The 14,425-nt window shown below is 51.8% G+C and carries 15 protein-coding genes; 11 read left to right on the top strand and 4 right to left on the bottom strand.

Translation table 11 applies throughout. From position 1 onward, the window contains the following. Positions 1 to 417 precede the first annotated feature (417 nt). From FH871_RS25615 to FH871_RS34020, 6 genes are all read left to right on the top strand, one after another. Positions 418 to 2,052: a sensor histidine kinase gene (locus FH871_RS25615; RefSeq protein WP_229317560.1), complete on the top strand. Its 1,635-nt coding sequence runs from the start codon at positions 418 to 420 to the stop codon at positions 2,050 to 2,052. Between the two features lie 171 nt (positions 2,053 to 2,223). Then, positions 2,224 to 2,430: a hypothetical protein gene (locus FH871_RS25610; protein WP_138994268.1), complete on the top strand. Its 207-nt coding sequence runs from the start codon at positions 2,224 to 2,226 to the stop codon at positions 2,428 to 2,430. 167 nt (positions 2,431 to 2,597) lie between these two features. Beyond that, complete coding sequence (locus FH871_RS25605; protein WP_138994267.1) at positions 2,598 to 5,006, top strand: TonB-dependent receptor; 2,409 nt, start codon at positions 2,598 to 2,600, stop codon at positions 5,004 to 5,006. Between the two features lie 36 nt (positions 5,007 to 5,042). After that, positions 5,043 to 5,720 (top strand): response regulator transcription factor, encoded by a 678-nt coding sequence (locus FH871_RS25600; RefSeq protein ID WP_138994266.1) that lies wholly within the window; start codon positions 5,043 to 5,045, stop codon positions 5,718 to 5,720. Beyond that, positions 5,717 to 6,988: a HAMP domain-containing sensor histidine kinase gene (locus FH871_RS25595; protein ID WP_138994265.1), complete on the top strand. Its 1,272-nt coding sequence runs from the start codon at positions 5,717 to 5,719 to the stop codon at positions 6,986 to 6,988. Before FH871_RS25600 ends, FH871_RS25595 begins: the two co-directional genes overlap by 4 nt. A gap of 8 nt (positions 6,989 to 6,996) precedes the next feature. Further along, the gene (locus tag FH871_RS34020) at positions 6,997 to 7,122 is read left to right on the top strand and encodes a hypothetical protein (protein WP_255516975.1); all 126 of its coding nucleotides are present in this window, start codon (positions 6,997 to 6,999) and stop codon (positions 7,120 to 7,122) included. 182 nt (positions 7,123 to 7,304) lie between these two features. On the opposite strand, the gene FH871_RS25585 is transcribed toward FH871_RS34020, so the two are convergent. From FH871_RS25585 to FH871_RS25580, 3 genes are all read right to left on the bottom strand, one after another. Further along, a complete protein-coding gene (locus FH871_RS25585; RefSeq protein ID WP_369008808.1) occupies positions 7,305 to 8,273 on the bottom strand; it encodes a BamA/TamA family outer membrane protein in 969 nt (322 codons plus the stop codon). Positions 8,274 to 8,322: 49 nt separating this feature from the next. Beyond that, positions 8,323 to 8,706, bottom strand: a complete 384-nt coding sequence (locus FH871_RS33495; RefSeq protein ID WP_212768264.1) for a DUF5982 domain-containing protein — start codon at positions 8,704 to 8,706, stop codon at positions 8,323 to 8,325. 66 nt (positions 8,707 to 8,772) lie between these two features. After that, positions 8,773 to 9,405 carry a DedA family protein gene (locus tag FH871_RS25580; RefSeq protein WP_138994264.1) on the bottom strand — a complete coding sequence of 211 codons (633 nt, stop codon included), beginning with the start codon at positions 9,403 to 9,405 and terminating at the stop codon, positions 8,773 to 8,775. Between the two features lie 185 nt (positions 9,406 to 9,590). Between FH871_RS25580 and FH871_RS25575 the strand changes: the two genes are divergently transcribed. The 3 genes from FH871_RS25575 to FH871_RS25565 all read left to right on the top strand — a co-directional run bounded on the left by FH871_RS25575 (position 9,591) and on the right by FH871_RS25565 (position 11,251). Beyond that, on the top strand, positions 9,591 to 9,830 hold the full coding sequence (locus FH871_RS25575; protein ID WP_138994263.1) for a hypothetical protein: 240 nt from the start codon (positions 9,591 to 9,593) through the stop codon (positions 9,828 to 9,830). Positions 9,831 to 10,161: 331 nt separating this feature from the next. Then, entirely contained in the window at positions 10,162 to 10,575 is a 414-nt protein-coding gene (locus FH871_RS25570; RefSeq protein ID WP_138994262.1) for an EamA family transporter, read from the top strand. A 100-nt stretch (positions 10,576 to 10,675) separates the two neighbouring features. After that, positions 10,676 to 11,251, top strand: a complete 576-nt coding sequence (locus FH871_RS25565; RefSeq protein ID WP_138994261.1) for a PAP2 family protein — start codon at positions 10,676 to 10,678, stop codon at positions 11,249 to 11,251. A gap of 631 nt (positions 11,252 to 11,882) precedes the next feature. Here FH871_RS25565 and FH871_RS25560 read toward each other — a convergent pair. After that, positions 11,883 to 12,296, bottom strand: a complete 414-nt coding sequence (locus tag FH871_RS25560) for a PepSY-like domain-containing protein (RefSeq protein ID WP_138994260.1) — start codon at positions 12,294 to 12,296, stop codon at positions 11,883 to 11,885. Between the two features lie 149 nt (positions 12,297 to 12,445). Between FH871_RS25560 and FH871_RS25555 the strand changes: the two genes are divergently transcribed. Both FH871_RS25555 and FH871_RS25550 read left to right on the top strand, forming a co-directional pair. Beyond that, positions 12,446 to 13,120, top strand: a complete 675-nt coding sequence (locus FH871_RS25555) for a response regulator transcription factor (RefSeq protein ID WP_138994259.1) — start codon at positions 12,446 to 12,448, stop codon at positions 13,118 to 13,120. Next, a complete protein-coding gene (locus tag FH871_RS25550) occupies positions 13,121 to 14,401 on the top strand; it encodes a HAMP domain-containing sensor histidine kinase (protein WP_138994258.1) in 1,281 nt (426 codons plus the stop codon). It abuts the gene before it with no gap. Positions 14,402 to 14,425: the final 24 nt, after the last annotated feature.

Here is a 14,425-nt window from a genome sequence, read left to right as displayed (position 1 = left end):
ACTGAAATAGCCTTACACTTTGTCTGATCCTGAAATTAGGTTGTCAGTTTTAAGGAGTGGCTGGGCAAGTGAAAGCCCTGTACAACTGATTGTTCCAAGTAATTTTTGTACCTTTTCTGGTCATTCCCAAATCTTAAGTTATTCAATGCGGCCATGCAAGTAAGGGGCTTCGTCGGCAAACTATTCCTAACGTTGATCGTCGTTTTTCAGACGATGTCAATGCTACGTGGGCAGGATACCCGAACGGATAGCTTACAAGTGAAAGCTTCTGACATGGCTCAGATCAGACGAGTCAAAAGAAGTTTGCAGCAAAACAACCGCTTTCCTGACGGGGCGATAACCGATTCACTTCTTCGGGAAACCCGTCGCCTAAACGATTCAGCCGGGCAACTGGTGGCTTTAAGCCAGTTAGCCAGTATGGCTTGGCGAGAAAATCAGCCCCAGGCGGCTACGGTTCAGGCCGAAGTTCTGGCACTGGTCCCGCAACTACAGGACCAGCGCGAAGTGGGTTGGGCAATGGCCCGCCTAAGCGAACTGATGAGCCAGCCAAATGGCGATAAATTGGCTCCGGTACTGGCGGCATTGGGCGAGACGATGAGCCGGGCTACCCTCAATGGTCGGGAAGGCAACAGAGTACCCAGACCGGGTAATCCCCAAAGTATCAAAATACCATTCAGGACTACCTCATCCCCCTTCCAGCGCACGTTTGGAACCGGGGTGACACCCGATGAAGTGATACGGGTTAACTTGCGTGCTTCCGGCCACTTCACCGAACGTTGGCTCGATAGCTTAGTCAGAAGACGAGACCAGCCTTCCGCTGATGTGAAGCAATTAACCGAAAAGAAGAAAATACGGGACTCCAGTCAGCAATTAAGTCAGCGATTTGCCCAGCGGGGCGATTATGCACAGGCGTACAATTATTACGTGCAATACACTGCTTACAAGGACAACCTTGCCGCTGAGGTCACGGCCCGCCAGGTTGCCGACCTGCAATTCCGGCAGGTGGCTCAGAAAAAGGAAACGCAGATTAAACTGCTAACCACCGAGCGGCAATTGAGCGACCAACAAGCCCGCCAACAACGACAGGTGTTGTTTGCCGTGCTGGGTTTAGCGGGGCTGCTACTGGCGTTCTCGATCACGCTGATCCGGGCAAACCGCCAACGAAGAAGGGCCAATCGCCAGCTAAACGAACAGAAGGAAACGCTCGAAACCACGTTGAGTGAGTTGAAAACGACCCAGAACCAACTTATTCAATCCGAGAAGATGGCCGCTCTGGGCGAGTTGACAGCGGGCATCGCTCACGAGATTCAGAACCCGCTGAATTTTGTCAATAATTTCTCCGAAGTATCTGCCGAACTGGTGGAGGAATTGACCCAGCTACACGAAGAAGAAAAGCTGGATCACCAACTGCAAGCCGAATTACTGACTGACCTGAAGCAGAACCTGCAAAAAATTTCTCAGCACGGCGCGCGGGCCTCTACCATCCTCAAAGGAATGCTCGAACACAGCCGAACCATCACGGGCGAACGGGAGCCGACTGATCTGAACCGACTGGTTGAGGAACATTTGCTGATGGCTTACCATACAATACAGGCCAAATGCCGCTCCTTCGAGGCCAAACTCATTACCCAATTCGACCCGCAAATTGGCACTATTAACGTAGCGCAACAGGAAATAAGTCGGGTGTTACTCAACCTCTTCAATAACTCGTTTTACGCCCTCGAACAGAAGCGGACCACTGATTCAAACGCTTTTAAGCCTGAAATTGTGGTGCAAACCAGCCGTGCGGGACAACAGGTCAGCTTGAAAGTATGGGACAACGGGACGGGCATTCCGGCATCGGTTCGGGCCAAAATATTTCAGCCCTTCTTCACGACTAAACCCACCGGACAAGGAACGGGACTGGGCCTGTCGCTCAGTTATGACATCATTACAAAAGGCTACGGGGGCACCCTGACCGTACTGACCGAAGTCGGAACGTTTACCGAGTTCACGGTGACACTTCCCCTGTCTGAAACCTCCATCAAGTCGGCCAGGGTCCAGGCCATTTAACACCCAAGTATCCATCCGCTAAAACGTGCTGTCTAACCGGCGAAACCCGCTATTCAACCCGATTCTTTTTTGGACGCACCGGGCCGATTCTACTTTTGGCTTGTGAGGGCTGAGTCGTGCAACGGAGTATAGCGGTAGGCTCGGTTCTGCCACACTTACACTGATAATGCAATGAAAACCAAAACAACCCTGGCTTTCCTGCTACCTCTCCTGAAGGTACTGAGTTTGAACGGTGCTGCTCAGTCCGACTTTAGCCAAAGTGGGGTCGGCGAGAAGCCCATTATGCCGATGAACCGAATTGGTCCCTCCGCTTCTAAACTCCAGGTAGCCAACGCCGACGGAACGGCGGAACACAAACTACTTCCTTTGACTATCTAGGTTGATACCTGACAAATGGATGTGTTGAGCAATTTGCTAATCATTCACCAAAAAAGCAATCTGTTCTATCAGCACGTACCTAAATAGAGATCAGGGCATTATTTCGACTTCAGAATTGCTATAGATTTATCCGGTAGCTTTGTGCGTTTACTCCTAAAAACTGCCTAATGAAATCAGCCTTCTTTCTTGCTCTTTTCGTGCTTGCTGCCGGAGCCGTGGCGGCGCAAACAAACGTGGTTACGCTGTCAGGAACGATTAAAGAAATGGACCAAAAAGCTCCGCTTCCTTACGTGAACGTCACCTTGCTGATGCCAGCGGACAGTGCCTTTGTGACCGGGGGTATTACCAATGAAGCCGGGCTGTTTTCGATGGTGGGCGTCAAACCGGGCGATTACCTGCTCCGCGTTACCTATGTTGGCTACCGGCCCCGTGTCCAGGCGGTTCGCGTGGGGCAACTGAGTGAATTTCTCAACGTCGGTACGCTGGAACTGACCGAAGACGTGGCGCAGTTGGGGGAGGTGGTCGTGACGGCTCAGCAGGAAGCCATCGCCGGCACGATGGACAAAAAAACGTTCAGCGTAGCCGACAACATTAGTCAGGCGGGCGGCTCGGTGCTTGAATCGATGAAAAACCTCCCCGGCGTGACCGTCGATGGGGACGGGAAGGTGCTGCTACGGGGTAACGACCGTGTGATGGTGCTGCTCGATGGTAAACAAACCGCCCTCACGGGCTTTGGAGGGCAGTCGGGGCTGGCGAATATTCCGGCTTCGGCCATCGAGAAAATCGAGATCATCAACAATCCGTCGGCCCGTTACGATGCCAATGGTAACGCGGGCATTATCAACATCATCTATAAAAAGGAGAAAAAAGAAGGCTTCAACGGCAAAGTAGGCATGGCCGTAGGCGTTGGGGCACTTTGGCAAAAAGCCACGAATTTTCCCGGCATCCGCCCTCAGTACCAGGCCACTCCCAAGCTGAATCCGTCGATTTCGCTCAACTATCGAAAAAATAAGGTAAATCTGTTTTTGCAGGGTGATAACCTCTACACCCAGACGCTCAACAAAAACGAGTTTACCGACCGTTTTTACGACACGGGACCGGTCATCCGGCAACAACTCAAACGTAACCGGAACACCAACATCATCACGGGTAAAGCAGGCTTTGACTGGTTCGCCAATGCCAATAACACGATTTCGGTATCCGGTCTGTTTAGCAGTGAGAAAATCATTGATCGGGGCGACGAGCCGTTTTTTAACGGTAATCTCTCCGAGCGGCTGCGGCTGTGGCAGTTTCTGGAAGATGAGCTAAAGACCACCGTAACGGCCTCCGCAGGCTGGCAGCACAAATTCAGCCAACCGGGGCGGCTGCTCAACGTAGGGCTGAACTACACCTTTCACCGCGAAGACGAGAAGTACTTTTTTACCAATAGTCTGCCCAGCTTCACCGGCACCGACTCGTTTAAATTGCTGTCGGACGAACACGTGGGCGATTTGACGATTGATTACGTCCAGCCGCTGCGCTACGGGCGTGTGGAGGCCGGGGCCAAACTGCGACGACGCTACATCCCCACCAATATGCAGTTTTTTCCGGGCCTGAACTCCCCCTTGGATGTGAACGCCGGTGGCGAGGCTACTTACAGCGAGGTGATTCCGGCTCTCTACGGCAGTTATGTCTTCGAGAGCAAGCGGGTAGAGGTGGAGGCCGGACTGCGCTACGAATACGTGGATTTGCAATACCGTGTCAACCCAAACCACAACACGTATAAAAGCGACGGATACCACTACGCCCAGCCGTTTCCCAATGTCAGGCTGACCTACAAATTAGACGACAACAACCGCTTTTCCCTGTTCTACAACCGCCGGGTGGATCGGCCCAACGAGGTGGACATCCGCATTTTCCCCAAGTACGACGATGCTGAAATTATCAAAGTTGGCAATCCGGCGCTGCGGCCCCAATTCACCACATCGTTCGAGTTGGGCTATAAGACAAGCTGGAACGCGGGGTATTTGTACTCGGCGGCTTATCACAAGGAGATGCAGGCAACCATCACCCGGATTGGCAGTATGGTGCCGGGCAGTACGTTGATCTACAACATCTTCCAGAACGCGGGGCGCAGCCGCAACACCGGGTTGGAAGTGGCCGCGTCTCAGAAACTTAGCCCGCGCGTTACCGTCAACGTGAATCTGAATGGCTACCAGTCGACCATCGATGCCTTTGCAGTTACCAACCTGTACCCCGTTCGCAACACGTTCTCCGCCGGGCGGCAACAACTGCTGTCGGGCAACGCCAAAGTCAACGGGCTGCTTCGATTTGAAAAGCAGGTGGAGGCTCAACTGACGGCCATTTACTTAGCGCCTGACCTGGTGCCACAGGGCCGGATCGATTCCCGTTTTTCCATCGATGGTGGGATAAAGAAAGTGGTTCAGGGCGGCAAAGGCGAATGGTTTTTGAACGCCACCGATATTGCCAACACCCTGCGGATTCGTCGGCAGGTACAAGGGGAAGGCTTCCGTTTCGTCAGCACCGATTATTACGAAACCCAGGTCTTCCGGGTCGGATACAGCCATAAGTTTTGAATCATCGGGTTAACTGGCCCATAGCGGGCATTAGCTATGAAAATCCTGCTGGTAGAAGATGAGCCAAGCCTGCTGCTGGCCATGCGGCAGTACCTCGAAGAAGAGGGGTACGTTATGACGACAGCCGCTACGTTCGCCAAAGCCTCAATGGCACTCAATGACTACGACTATGATTGTGTGGTGGTGGACATCGGCCTGCCCGACGGCAACGGCCTGAACCTGATCCGCCAGTTAAAAGCCGCTGATAAAGAAAGCGGACTCATTATCATATCGGCCAAAGACTCACTCGATGACAAATTGACGGGCCTGGAACTGGGGTCGGACGACTACATCACCAAGCCTTTTCACCTGCCCGAACTCAACGCCCGCATCAAGTCGGTGTTGCGTCGGCGGTTTTTCGGTGGCAGCAACCTGATTCGCTACGGGGAGATTGTCGTTGATCCGCTCTCGCATCGGGTGACTGTTGCGGACCAACGGATTGAGCTGACCGAAAAAGAATATAACCTGTTGCTCTTCTTCATCGCCAACTCAAACCGGCTCCTGACCAAATCAGCCATTGCCGAGTACGTTTGGGGCGATCACATGGATATGGCGGATTCGCATGACTTTCTATACACCCACATCAAGAACCTCCGGCGTAAACTCATGGACGCGGGTTGCCCGGACTACCTCAAAACGCGGTACGGAGCCGGATACCTGTTTACCACGACATGAGCTTACTCCGCAAAACGTTACTATACCTTATGCTGGCGGCCATTCCGGTTGCCCTCGGTGGAGTGTGGTTTTTTGGTACGCTGATTAACCGAGTCATCCGGTATGAAGTAGACGAGCAACTCAGCAGTGATCTGGCTTTCATTCAGCATCAGCTTCAAACGGCCCGGGTACCCCTGAACCGGGGGCACCATCTGTTAGACAATCCCTATATCGCGCTGCTGCCATCGGGACATCCGATCGGCCGCATGTACTCTGACACGGTAGAGTTCGACCGGCGGGAGCAGGAACCCGTTCCGGTTCGGCGGTTAACGGCAACGGCCCAGATCGGGGACCGCATGTACCTGATCGTGGTCAGGCAGGCGATGGGTGAGTTTGAAGAAATCGCTCATTTGCTTTCCCTGGGGGTTATGGTCGCCTTTGTCCTCCTGCTTATTCTGCTGACCCTGCTGAACGGCTGGATTTCACGTCGGCTCTGGCAACCGTTCTACCGACTCATCGATCAGTTGAGAACGTACCGCCTGAACGAACGTACCCCGGACACATTTGACCGGAGTGGAATTGACGAGTTCGATCAGTTGAGCGTGGCACTCAACGACATGAGCCTGACGCTGCACCGGCAGTACGTAGGGCAGAAGGAGTTCACCGACCATGCTGCCCACGAGATGCAGACACCCCTGGCCGTCGTTACGACGCAGTTAGACCGGCTCCTGACAACCGAACCGCTCACCGAGGAGCAGGTCAACCTGATGGAACAGGCTCAACAGTCGGTTCGGAGACTGGTACAACTAAACAAAAGCCTGTTGCTACTGACCAAGATAGAAAATAACCAGTTTGCCGATCAGCAACGGGTAAACCTGAGCGAACTGGTCAATCGGCTGCATCTCAACTTTGCCGCCTATGCCCAGCACCGGGGCTTAAACTGGACAACGCTCATCGAACCGGACGTTTCCCGGTTGATGAATCCGTACTTAGCCGAGGTATTGATCAGCAATCTGCTCAAGAACTCGCTTACCCATGCATTGCCCAGTACGTTCGCCCAACTGGACCTGACCAACTCGCAATTTACGGTAACAAACGTTGGCCCTCCGCTACCTTTTCCGGCGGACCAACTCTTCGACCGTTTCGTGAAAAACCCGGCCCGCCCGGAGTCAACCGGTTTGGGCCTGGCGTTGGTCAAACAAATCGCCGACCGCTACGGCATGACCGTTGACTATTGCTACGACGAGCGGGGCCGACTGCACACCTTTACCCTTTTCTTTCCTAACTAACGATACCAATGCCAACCTGGGTTTTTTACAGTCTCATTTCGATGCTTTTCGCCGGGTTGACGGTGGTTGTCGCCAAAATGGGTCTTAGAGGCATCAGTTCAGATTTAGGGCTGGCCGATGCGGAAGCATCATGATTACGGTTCTGCTGTCGGTTACACTGTTGCGCGAACCCGTTACACCGAAATTACTGATTGGCGGAGGGTTAGTTTCAGTGGGGTTGCTGGTATGGCCAAAATAAAGCCAAAACGCCCCCGCATCGGCGACGGTCCCGCGGCAGCCGGGGCCGCCCGTTTGGTAATGTGCCGTGGCCGTCCGATTAAAAAATCTGCCCGATGCCAAAGTAGAACAGCCGGTCTTCTGTAGACTGTCCGTAGTCGAAAAACAGGATGGTCGAGAGGTTCCAGGCCACCCTGACTCCAGCCCCGTACGATGTCTTGATATTGCTGAAATTCAGGTCCTGCCAACGGTCACGGACGGTGCCCGCGTCGAAAAACGGAGCAACGCCTAACCCAAAATTTTGCCGACCAACTTTCAGATCGGCCAGCCGGACCCGAACCTCCACATTGGCAAACGCGAGCGAACGAGCCAGGAAGCGATTCTGGCGATACCCTCTCAACGATTGCCGCCCACCCAACGCATTGATGCTGCCATCCGGACTCCACTGGTCCTGGTATTCAAAGAAGGGGGCTTTGCTGCCGAAGATAGTCCCGGCACCAATCCGACCCGCTAGTATGGTCCGAATACCCACTGGCAGCCGTTGATAAACACGGCCCTGTAGAAACAGCTTGTTGAAATTGAACTTCGACCCAATGGCCCGGTTCGAGAACTCGTTAGCGGCTTCAAAGGACATACCCCTGGTTGGGTCTGGTTCAAAGTCACGGGTATCGTAGATCAGGGCAGTCTGTAGGAGTGAAACCCGACCCCCATCAAGGCCAAAAATCAGGCCCTGCTCGGCATCACGGGCCAGCAATGAGGTACCATTTGGTGCTTTCGTTTTTTCTCCGTTCACCGGGTTTACCGCATCCGTTTGAGTTCCCTGAAAGGTCCGGTAAGCGAGGGATTGGATTTCGTATCCACCCATCACCCGCCACTTGCCCTTACCTAAGGCGTAATCGGCTTTGAGGTTGAGCATAAACTCCGTTTCCCTGAACCGATTGGACAAAGCATCACTCACGAAAGCGGCTTCACCGGCCTGACCGGGCCGCAGGGCGCTGCGAGCGTTATTGTAGGCTGCGTACGTGTCAAACGTTTCGTTGGGATTAGAGGGTAAGCGGAGCGGACCCAACGTACTCTGGTTGGACCCAAAATAAAGGTTAGACGGGTTTTGCTGGGCCTTAAAGTCCGCTCTGAAACGCCAGCGGGAACCTCGGTAGTAGGGAACATCCGACAGTAAGCTCGCGGGCGTTGGTCGTGTAGTAAGCGACGTTAGCTCGTAGTCTGATCAGATAAGGCGTGTACGCAAAGAGTGGGTTGGCGCGGGTGCCATTCCAGTAGGTGTTGGTTCGAATACCTACTCCAAAACCCGTGACGGGGTCTGATGAGAGGTCGGGGAGCCCCGTTGTGAACCGGCCTTCCCGTTTTTTGGCCAGATCAGCATCCGACATGCGCTTTGATCGGATAAAAGAAAGACTGTCGGTGTAGAGACTATCAGTCGTCTGGGCCAGTGTTGTCTGAGATAGACCCCCGATTAGCGTGATGAAGCAAAGTAATCGTTTCATTGAGTAAGTAATTGAAAACCACAGATTGATACTAAATTCATAGAGTTTCTTGCGGGGCCTTACCCACTACGGTTGGGGTAGGGTATCGATCTTCCGTAACCGCTGCACGACGAGCGTTCCAATGACCAGCGCCACCACGCCCAGAAAGATGTATTCCACATACTGCCCGACCTGTGGAAACTGCTGGCCGAGCCAATACCCAGCCAATACCAGCACCGAAATATAGGCTACACAACCCGTGGCTGTCAGGAGCAGAAAACGCGGCCAGGGCAACCCACTACTGGCCGCCAGTAGTGGGTTGAAGGTGCGGATGATGGGCAGAAACCGGCCCACCAGCAAGGCCCACTTCGGATGTTTCTGGTAAAAGGCATCGGACTTATCGAGGTAACGCCGTTTGAAGAGGAAGGTATCGGGCTGGTGGCGGAGCCGGTCCCCGAGTTTGCGGCCAATCCAGTAGCCCGTCAGATCGCCCGCTACGGCGGCAACGATCAGGACCCCAATGAGGGCAAATACGGGCAGGTTGAGGGTGCGGGCACCCGTCAGCAGTCCCGCCGTGAACAGCAGCGTTTCTCCACCGGGGACAATCAGGCCGAGCAGAAAGCCCGTCTCGATAAACACCAGAGCGGCAATTAGGGTGGTACCGCCCCACTCCAGCCAAGCCGTGTTAAACAAAAGTATATTTAGGGGATATTTTTCCATACCGTTGTTAAGGGGCAGATGTACCCGTTGAGTTGGGCAAAACAAGGACAAGAATCTGAAGCATTCCTGAAGTTTGCCCAGTATGTCGTTCTGCTGGTAGTTTACTGTATTTCGTTCTTCAGAATAGCTTCAGAATCAGGGGGTAGGTTTGGGAAGGTTTCTAATCAACTAACCAATCTCATTACATGAAAAAAATCCTATTTGCTGGACTTCTAAGTTTAGCGACACTCATGACTACATCGGCGGCTATCCACCTGACCGACAACACCCCAGCCGCTATACGCGATTACGTAGCTAAGAAAATGCCGGGGAAAAAGATCAAAGAAGCCGCCGAAATGCTGGATGCTACTGGCAAAAAAACCTTTGAAGCACGAGTGGGAGGTAAAGACCTGATTTTTGATGAACGGGGTACGTTGATTAAGTGAGATTTCCTTTCGACGCCCGGCAGTACGCTTCCGAATGTGTGCAGGAAGCGTACTACTATTTTTGCACACGTATTTTGCTCAATCGGCTTAACATATTCATCAACCGTATTTTCCTTTCCATTTCCAGGTAGGCTTTCATGCTCGACAACATCGGAGGTTCATCCTCAATCAGTAAGATTTTCATATTCATTAAATGAATTCCCTACGCTCTAAATAAAGAATTAATTCTGGAGTCTTTCTGAAGTACGCAAGCCGTTCACTCCAAATGATGCCAGGCCATTTACATTTCCGGTTTCTTTTTTGTTCATTTTACCCCTAACAAATCAGGCCTATGTGGTGGATTTATGCATTATTGTCTGCTTTTTTTGCCGCACTAACGGCTATTCTGGCCAAATTAGGTATTAAGGGCGTTGATCCCGATCTGGCCACGGCTATCCGGACGGTGGTTATCCTGTTGGTGACCTGGAGTATTGTTCTGGCCCGAGCCGCGTGGCGACAACTGCCACTGCTAACGGGATCAACCTGGACTTTCTTAGTGTTTTCTGGCCTGACAACGGGTTTGTCGTGGCTGTGTTATTTCAAGGCGTTGCAATTGGGAACGGTTTCTCAGGTGGCTCCGGTTGATAAATTGAGTATCGCTTTGACGATTGGGTTAGCGGTTCTTGTCCTGGGCGAACCACTAACATTGAAAACGGCCCTGGGTGCCGGGTTGATGATTGGTGGGACACTGGTGCTGATTTTCTAAAGCAGCCGGTGGCAAAACCCACCTTCAGGATTACTTCAGAATCGCAGAATACCTTCGTGGCAAACAGGCATACATCAACTGGCCTACGTTCTTGCATGGAATGAAGCGACAACTTATTCTCTGGTTTTTCATTGGTTCCTTCAGTTTAAATAACCGGGTTCAGGCACAGGTCGCGCCAGTTTCGATCGATACCAACAGCACACTCCAACGATCAGCCCCTAGTCAGATCCTGGCTGAAAAGGACCAATCGACCTTTCGGCCGAAGGCATTCATCATTCCGGCCATTCTGATGACGGCCGGTTTGCTGGTTCAGGGGCAGTTGAGCCAGCGGGTTCAGCGTGAAGTAGTGAAACGGTATCCCGGCTTTACGTCACCGGTGGATAACTATCTGCAATTCGCCCCAACGGTCGTCATGCTGGGTTTAGGGGCTGCGGGTGTAAAAGGAAAGCATCCGTTTGACGATCAGATCGCGCTAGCCCTGCTGGCAAATAGTGTAGCGCAAGGCATTACGTTTACCCTTAAATACACCGTTGCTTATCCCCGGCCGGATGGGAATGGCCAAGAATCGTTTCCTTCGGGTCATACGTCCTCTGCTTTTACGGGAGCTACCCTGTTGGCCAAGGAATATGGCGGACGCAGTGGCTGGTACACGGTAGCCGGGTACGGGAGAGCATAAAAAAGCCTGGGGTAAATCAGGTACGGCATTGTCCATGGCCGCTTAACCTGATTTACCCCAGGCTTTTTTATGCTCTCCTCATCTTACGGGCTACCGCCATGATAAGTTCACCATTGGCGACTAGTCACAGCACATCGGCCAGCGCGGGCGGCCCCGCAAATCAACAGGCGCATTTCCTGCAGAAACAGCCTTGGTGAAAATACGCTATTTGACTACTCAGCGAATCATCGAAAACTGGACCATCCCGTTGGCAAATTGGTCATTGACGGTGCAGCAACTGGCTATTTTATACTGTAACCGAGTGAAGTCATATCTGAGGGTCTAAAAAATGACACACATTATTGAACATATTCCACCTCTCTCCCCAGTTTTACGGGTAGTAATAGGCACAATCATTACCATTGTTAGTTTGTAATTTCATATCGTCGCATCCAACAAAGTTGCAAGACAGATCTATTATACCTAATTGTCAACACGCCCTAGAATAGACTGATAGCTATGGTTTTGAACTTTTACAATAATAGGCACACTTAGTGCTAGACATTGAAGAAAAACAGCCTGATGATAACCTTGCAATTATCAAAGATTCGGGCCGGAGAATTTGCTTCGGCCCGAATCAATAACTTCTTTTTTACTTGATCGGTTTTCCATCCGCGCTGAACATCAGGTCTTTATCATCCACTTCAGCTTCGTACTTTTTTACCCCAGCAGCATCCACAATAATAGCAGCCTCCTTAATTTTCTTCCCCGGCATTTGTTTGGCTACGTAATCCCGGACAACAGCCGGTAGTTCCAGAACCGCAATTTCGGTTTCTGTCTCTTTCAATTGGCCTTTGGCATCAAAGAGTAAAGACATCGTTTTCCCTTTGTCCTTGAAACTGGCTTCGTAACCACCATCTTCTTGATCCCATTTAAGCCCTGTAGCCCTGGGATAGAGTTTGGCAAACGTCGATTTAGCCGCGGTCGGAACCGACCCCGTCTGCGCGAAAGAAACCGTTGCCAGGGTAAGCATACTGAATAAACTAGTGAACAGTTGACGTTTCATGATTCGTTGCGTTTGATTGGTTAATTGGTTAACCGATTCAAAGCTAAAAACCAATTGTGGAGTTCGTCTGGAGTCGAATTGTTCTAAAGGTCATAGGTTATCTAAATTGGCTCCAGAAATACTCCAGAATTTAGAGGCATCTTAGGGGTATGAAACTACTGTTGGTTGAAGATGAGCTGGACTTGTCGGAGGATGTGTTGGCTTATCTGGGGCAGGAAGGGTACTGTTGTGAATTGGCTTCTACGTTCGCGACGGCGGCTGAAAAAATCGTGCTGTATGAATACGACTGCGTCATTGTGGATATTACTCTGCCTGGCGGTAACGGTCTGGATCTGGTTCGTACCTTAAAGAAGTTCAATAACCTAACGGGTATCGTTATCATCTCGGCCAAAGACGCCTTATCCGACAAGGTGACCGGCCTGCAGCTAGGAGCCGACGATTACCTGACTAAACCCTTTCACTTGGCCGAACTCAGCGCGCGGCTCCAATCGGTTCTCCGTCGTCGGCAATTTAACGGGCGAAAAGAAATCGTGGTAAGGGGTATTACGATTCGTCCTGATGAGAATTTGGTGCTTATTGGCAATCAACCGCTCGAACTAACCCGGAAGGAGTATGATTTATGGCTGTTTTTTATGGCCAATCCGGGGCGTGTGCTGACCAAAGAAGCTATTGCCGAACATCTTTGGGGCGATAACATGGATCAGGCTGATTCACTGGATATTATTTACACCCATATCAAAAACCTCCGGCGTAAGATCAATGAGCGGGGCGAAGCCGATGGCATCAAAACCATCTATGGACTGGGCTATAAATTCGAGGGCTAAATGAAACTCCTGGACCGCACCCTGCGTACCTATTTAGTTTATTCCGGTGTGGTTATCCTAATCAGCACACCTGTTTTTTACGGAGTGATCGAAAAACTCTTCATTGATGATGTCGATGAAGCCCTGCTACTGCGCAAGCAAACCATTCAACAACAACTGGGACGATTTACCAACGAGCAGGTGCTGTTTAGCTGGCGCGACCTGGAAAATAACACGATACTTCGGCCAGTCGATGGCCAAACCCCCGCCCAAGATTCGATTTACAATGCCGTATATACGGAACAGGTAGCCCCCAATATCACAGAGCCTGAACCCTTTCGGGAATTATCAACCCGGCTGATCTACCGGTCTCATCCGGTGCACCTGATCACCCGCATTTCCTTAGTGGAACGGGAAGACCTATTACAGGCGGTTGTGCTGACCCAGGCAGGCCTATTGACCCTGTTGCTCGTCGGATTCTTGCTCCTAAACCGACGTATCGCCCGCAGACTTTGGAAACCTTTTTACGTAACCCTGGGAAAATTACGGCAATTTGAAGTCGATAGAAATGAACCTCTTCACCTATCCTCATCCGACATTGTTGAGTTCGATGTACTAAATCAGACCCTTAGGGGGCTTACATCGCGCAGTCACCAGACGTATTTAGGTCAGAAAGAGTTTACCGAACATGCAGCGCATGAGATGCAAACCCCCCTGGCCATTTTTCAGGCAAAACTCGAACGACTTTCCCAGACTCAGCCCCTGACCAACGAACAGGCCGACTTATTGGGGTCACTCAATGGGGTCACGGTTCGCTTGTCCCGGCTCAATAAAAGTCTGTTGCTGCTGGCCCGGATCGAAAATCATCTGTACGGTCAGACCGAATCGGTGAACGCAGCGATACTGTTGGATTACCTGCTGAATCAATCCGCTGAATCGGTAGAGGCTAAAGGGATAGGGTTGGTGCGAACTGGAATGAAAGATGGGCCAATCCTGCAGACAAACCGGTCTTTACTGGAGATTTTGCTGGCCAATCTGCTTACCAATGCCATTCGTTACACCTCACCCGGCGGCCAGATTACGGTCGATTTACAGCCGCAGGTTTTGTCGGTCGCTAATACGGGTGAACCGCTGGCGATTCCCCCCGACAAGTTATTTGCCCGTTTTCAGAAAGGGGAGGCTCAAACCGGAGGGGTTGGGTTAGGGTTGGCCATCGCGAAGAAGGTTGCCGATATCAACGGCTATTCGCTGAGCTACCGCTACGAAGCCAGTCAACACCTGTTCCTGCTGACCATGGGCTGACTCCAGATTATCTCCAGGATTGCC

Source organism: Larkinella sp. C7, from assembly GCF_006149005.1.
GTDB lineage: Bacteria > Bacteroidota > Bacteroidia > Cytophagales > Spirosomataceae > Larkinella.
This window is presented reverse-complemented; position numbering and strand designations above follow the sequence as displayed.

Excerpts from the sequence above, each read along its gene's own strand:
- FH871_RS25560 (WP_138994260.1), bottom strand. The coding sequence starts at position 12,296 with ATGAAACGTCAACTGTTCACTAGTTTATTCAGTATGCTTACCCTGGCA.
- FH871_RS25605 (WP_138994267.1), top strand. The coding sequence starts at position 2,598 with ATGAAATCAGCCTTCTTTCTTGCTCTTTTCGTGCTTGCTGCCGGAGCC.
- FH871_RS34020 (WP_255516975.1), top strand. The coding sequence starts at position 6,997 with ATGCCAACCTGGGTTTTTTACAGTCTCATTTCGATGCTTTTCGCCGGG.
- FH871_RS25600 (WP_138994266.1), top strand. The coding sequence starts at position 5,043 with ATGAAAATCCTGCTGGTAGAAGATGAGCCAAGCCTGCTGCTGGCCATG.
- FH871_RS25555 (WP_138994259.1), top strand. The coding sequence starts at position 12,446 with ATGAAACTACTGTTGGTTGAAGATGAGCTGGACTTGTCGGAGGATGTG.
- FH871_RS25570 (WP_138994262.1), top strand. The coding sequence starts at position 10,162 with ATGTGGTGGATTTATGCATTATTGTCTGCTTTTTTTGCCGCACTAACG.
- FH871_RS25580 (WP_138994264.1), bottom strand. The coding sequence starts at position 9,405 with ATGGAAAAATATCCCCTAAATATACTTTTGTTTAACACGGCTTGGCTG.
- FH871_RS25565 (WP_138994261.1), top strand. The coding sequence starts at position 10,676 with ATGAAGCGACAACTTATTCTCTGGTTTTTCATTGGTTCCTTCAGTTTA.
- FH871_RS25595 (WP_138994265.1), top strand. The coding sequence starts at position 5,717 with ATGAGCTTACTCCGCAAAACGTTACTATACCTTATGCTGGCGGCCATT.
- FH871_RS25550 (WP_138994258.1), top strand. The coding sequence starts at position 13,121 with ATGAAACTCCTGGACCGCACCCTGCGTACCTATTTAGTTTATTCCGGT.
- FH871_RS25615 (WP_229317560.1), top strand. The coding sequence starts at position 418 with ATGGCTTGGCGAGAAAATCAGCCCCAGGCGGCTACGGTTCAGGCCGAA.
- FH871_RS25610 (WP_138994268.1), top strand. The coding sequence starts at position 2,224 with ATGAAAACCAAAACAACCCTGGCTTTCCTGCTACCTCTCCTGAAGGTA.
- FH871_RS33495 (WP_212768264.1), bottom strand. The coding sequence starts at position 8,706 with ATGAAACGATTACTTTGCTTCATCACGCTAATCGGGGGTCTATCTCAG.
- FH871_RS25575 (WP_138994263.1), top strand. The coding sequence starts at position 9,591 with ATGAAAAAAATCCTATTTGCTGGACTTCTAAGTTTAGCGACACTCATG.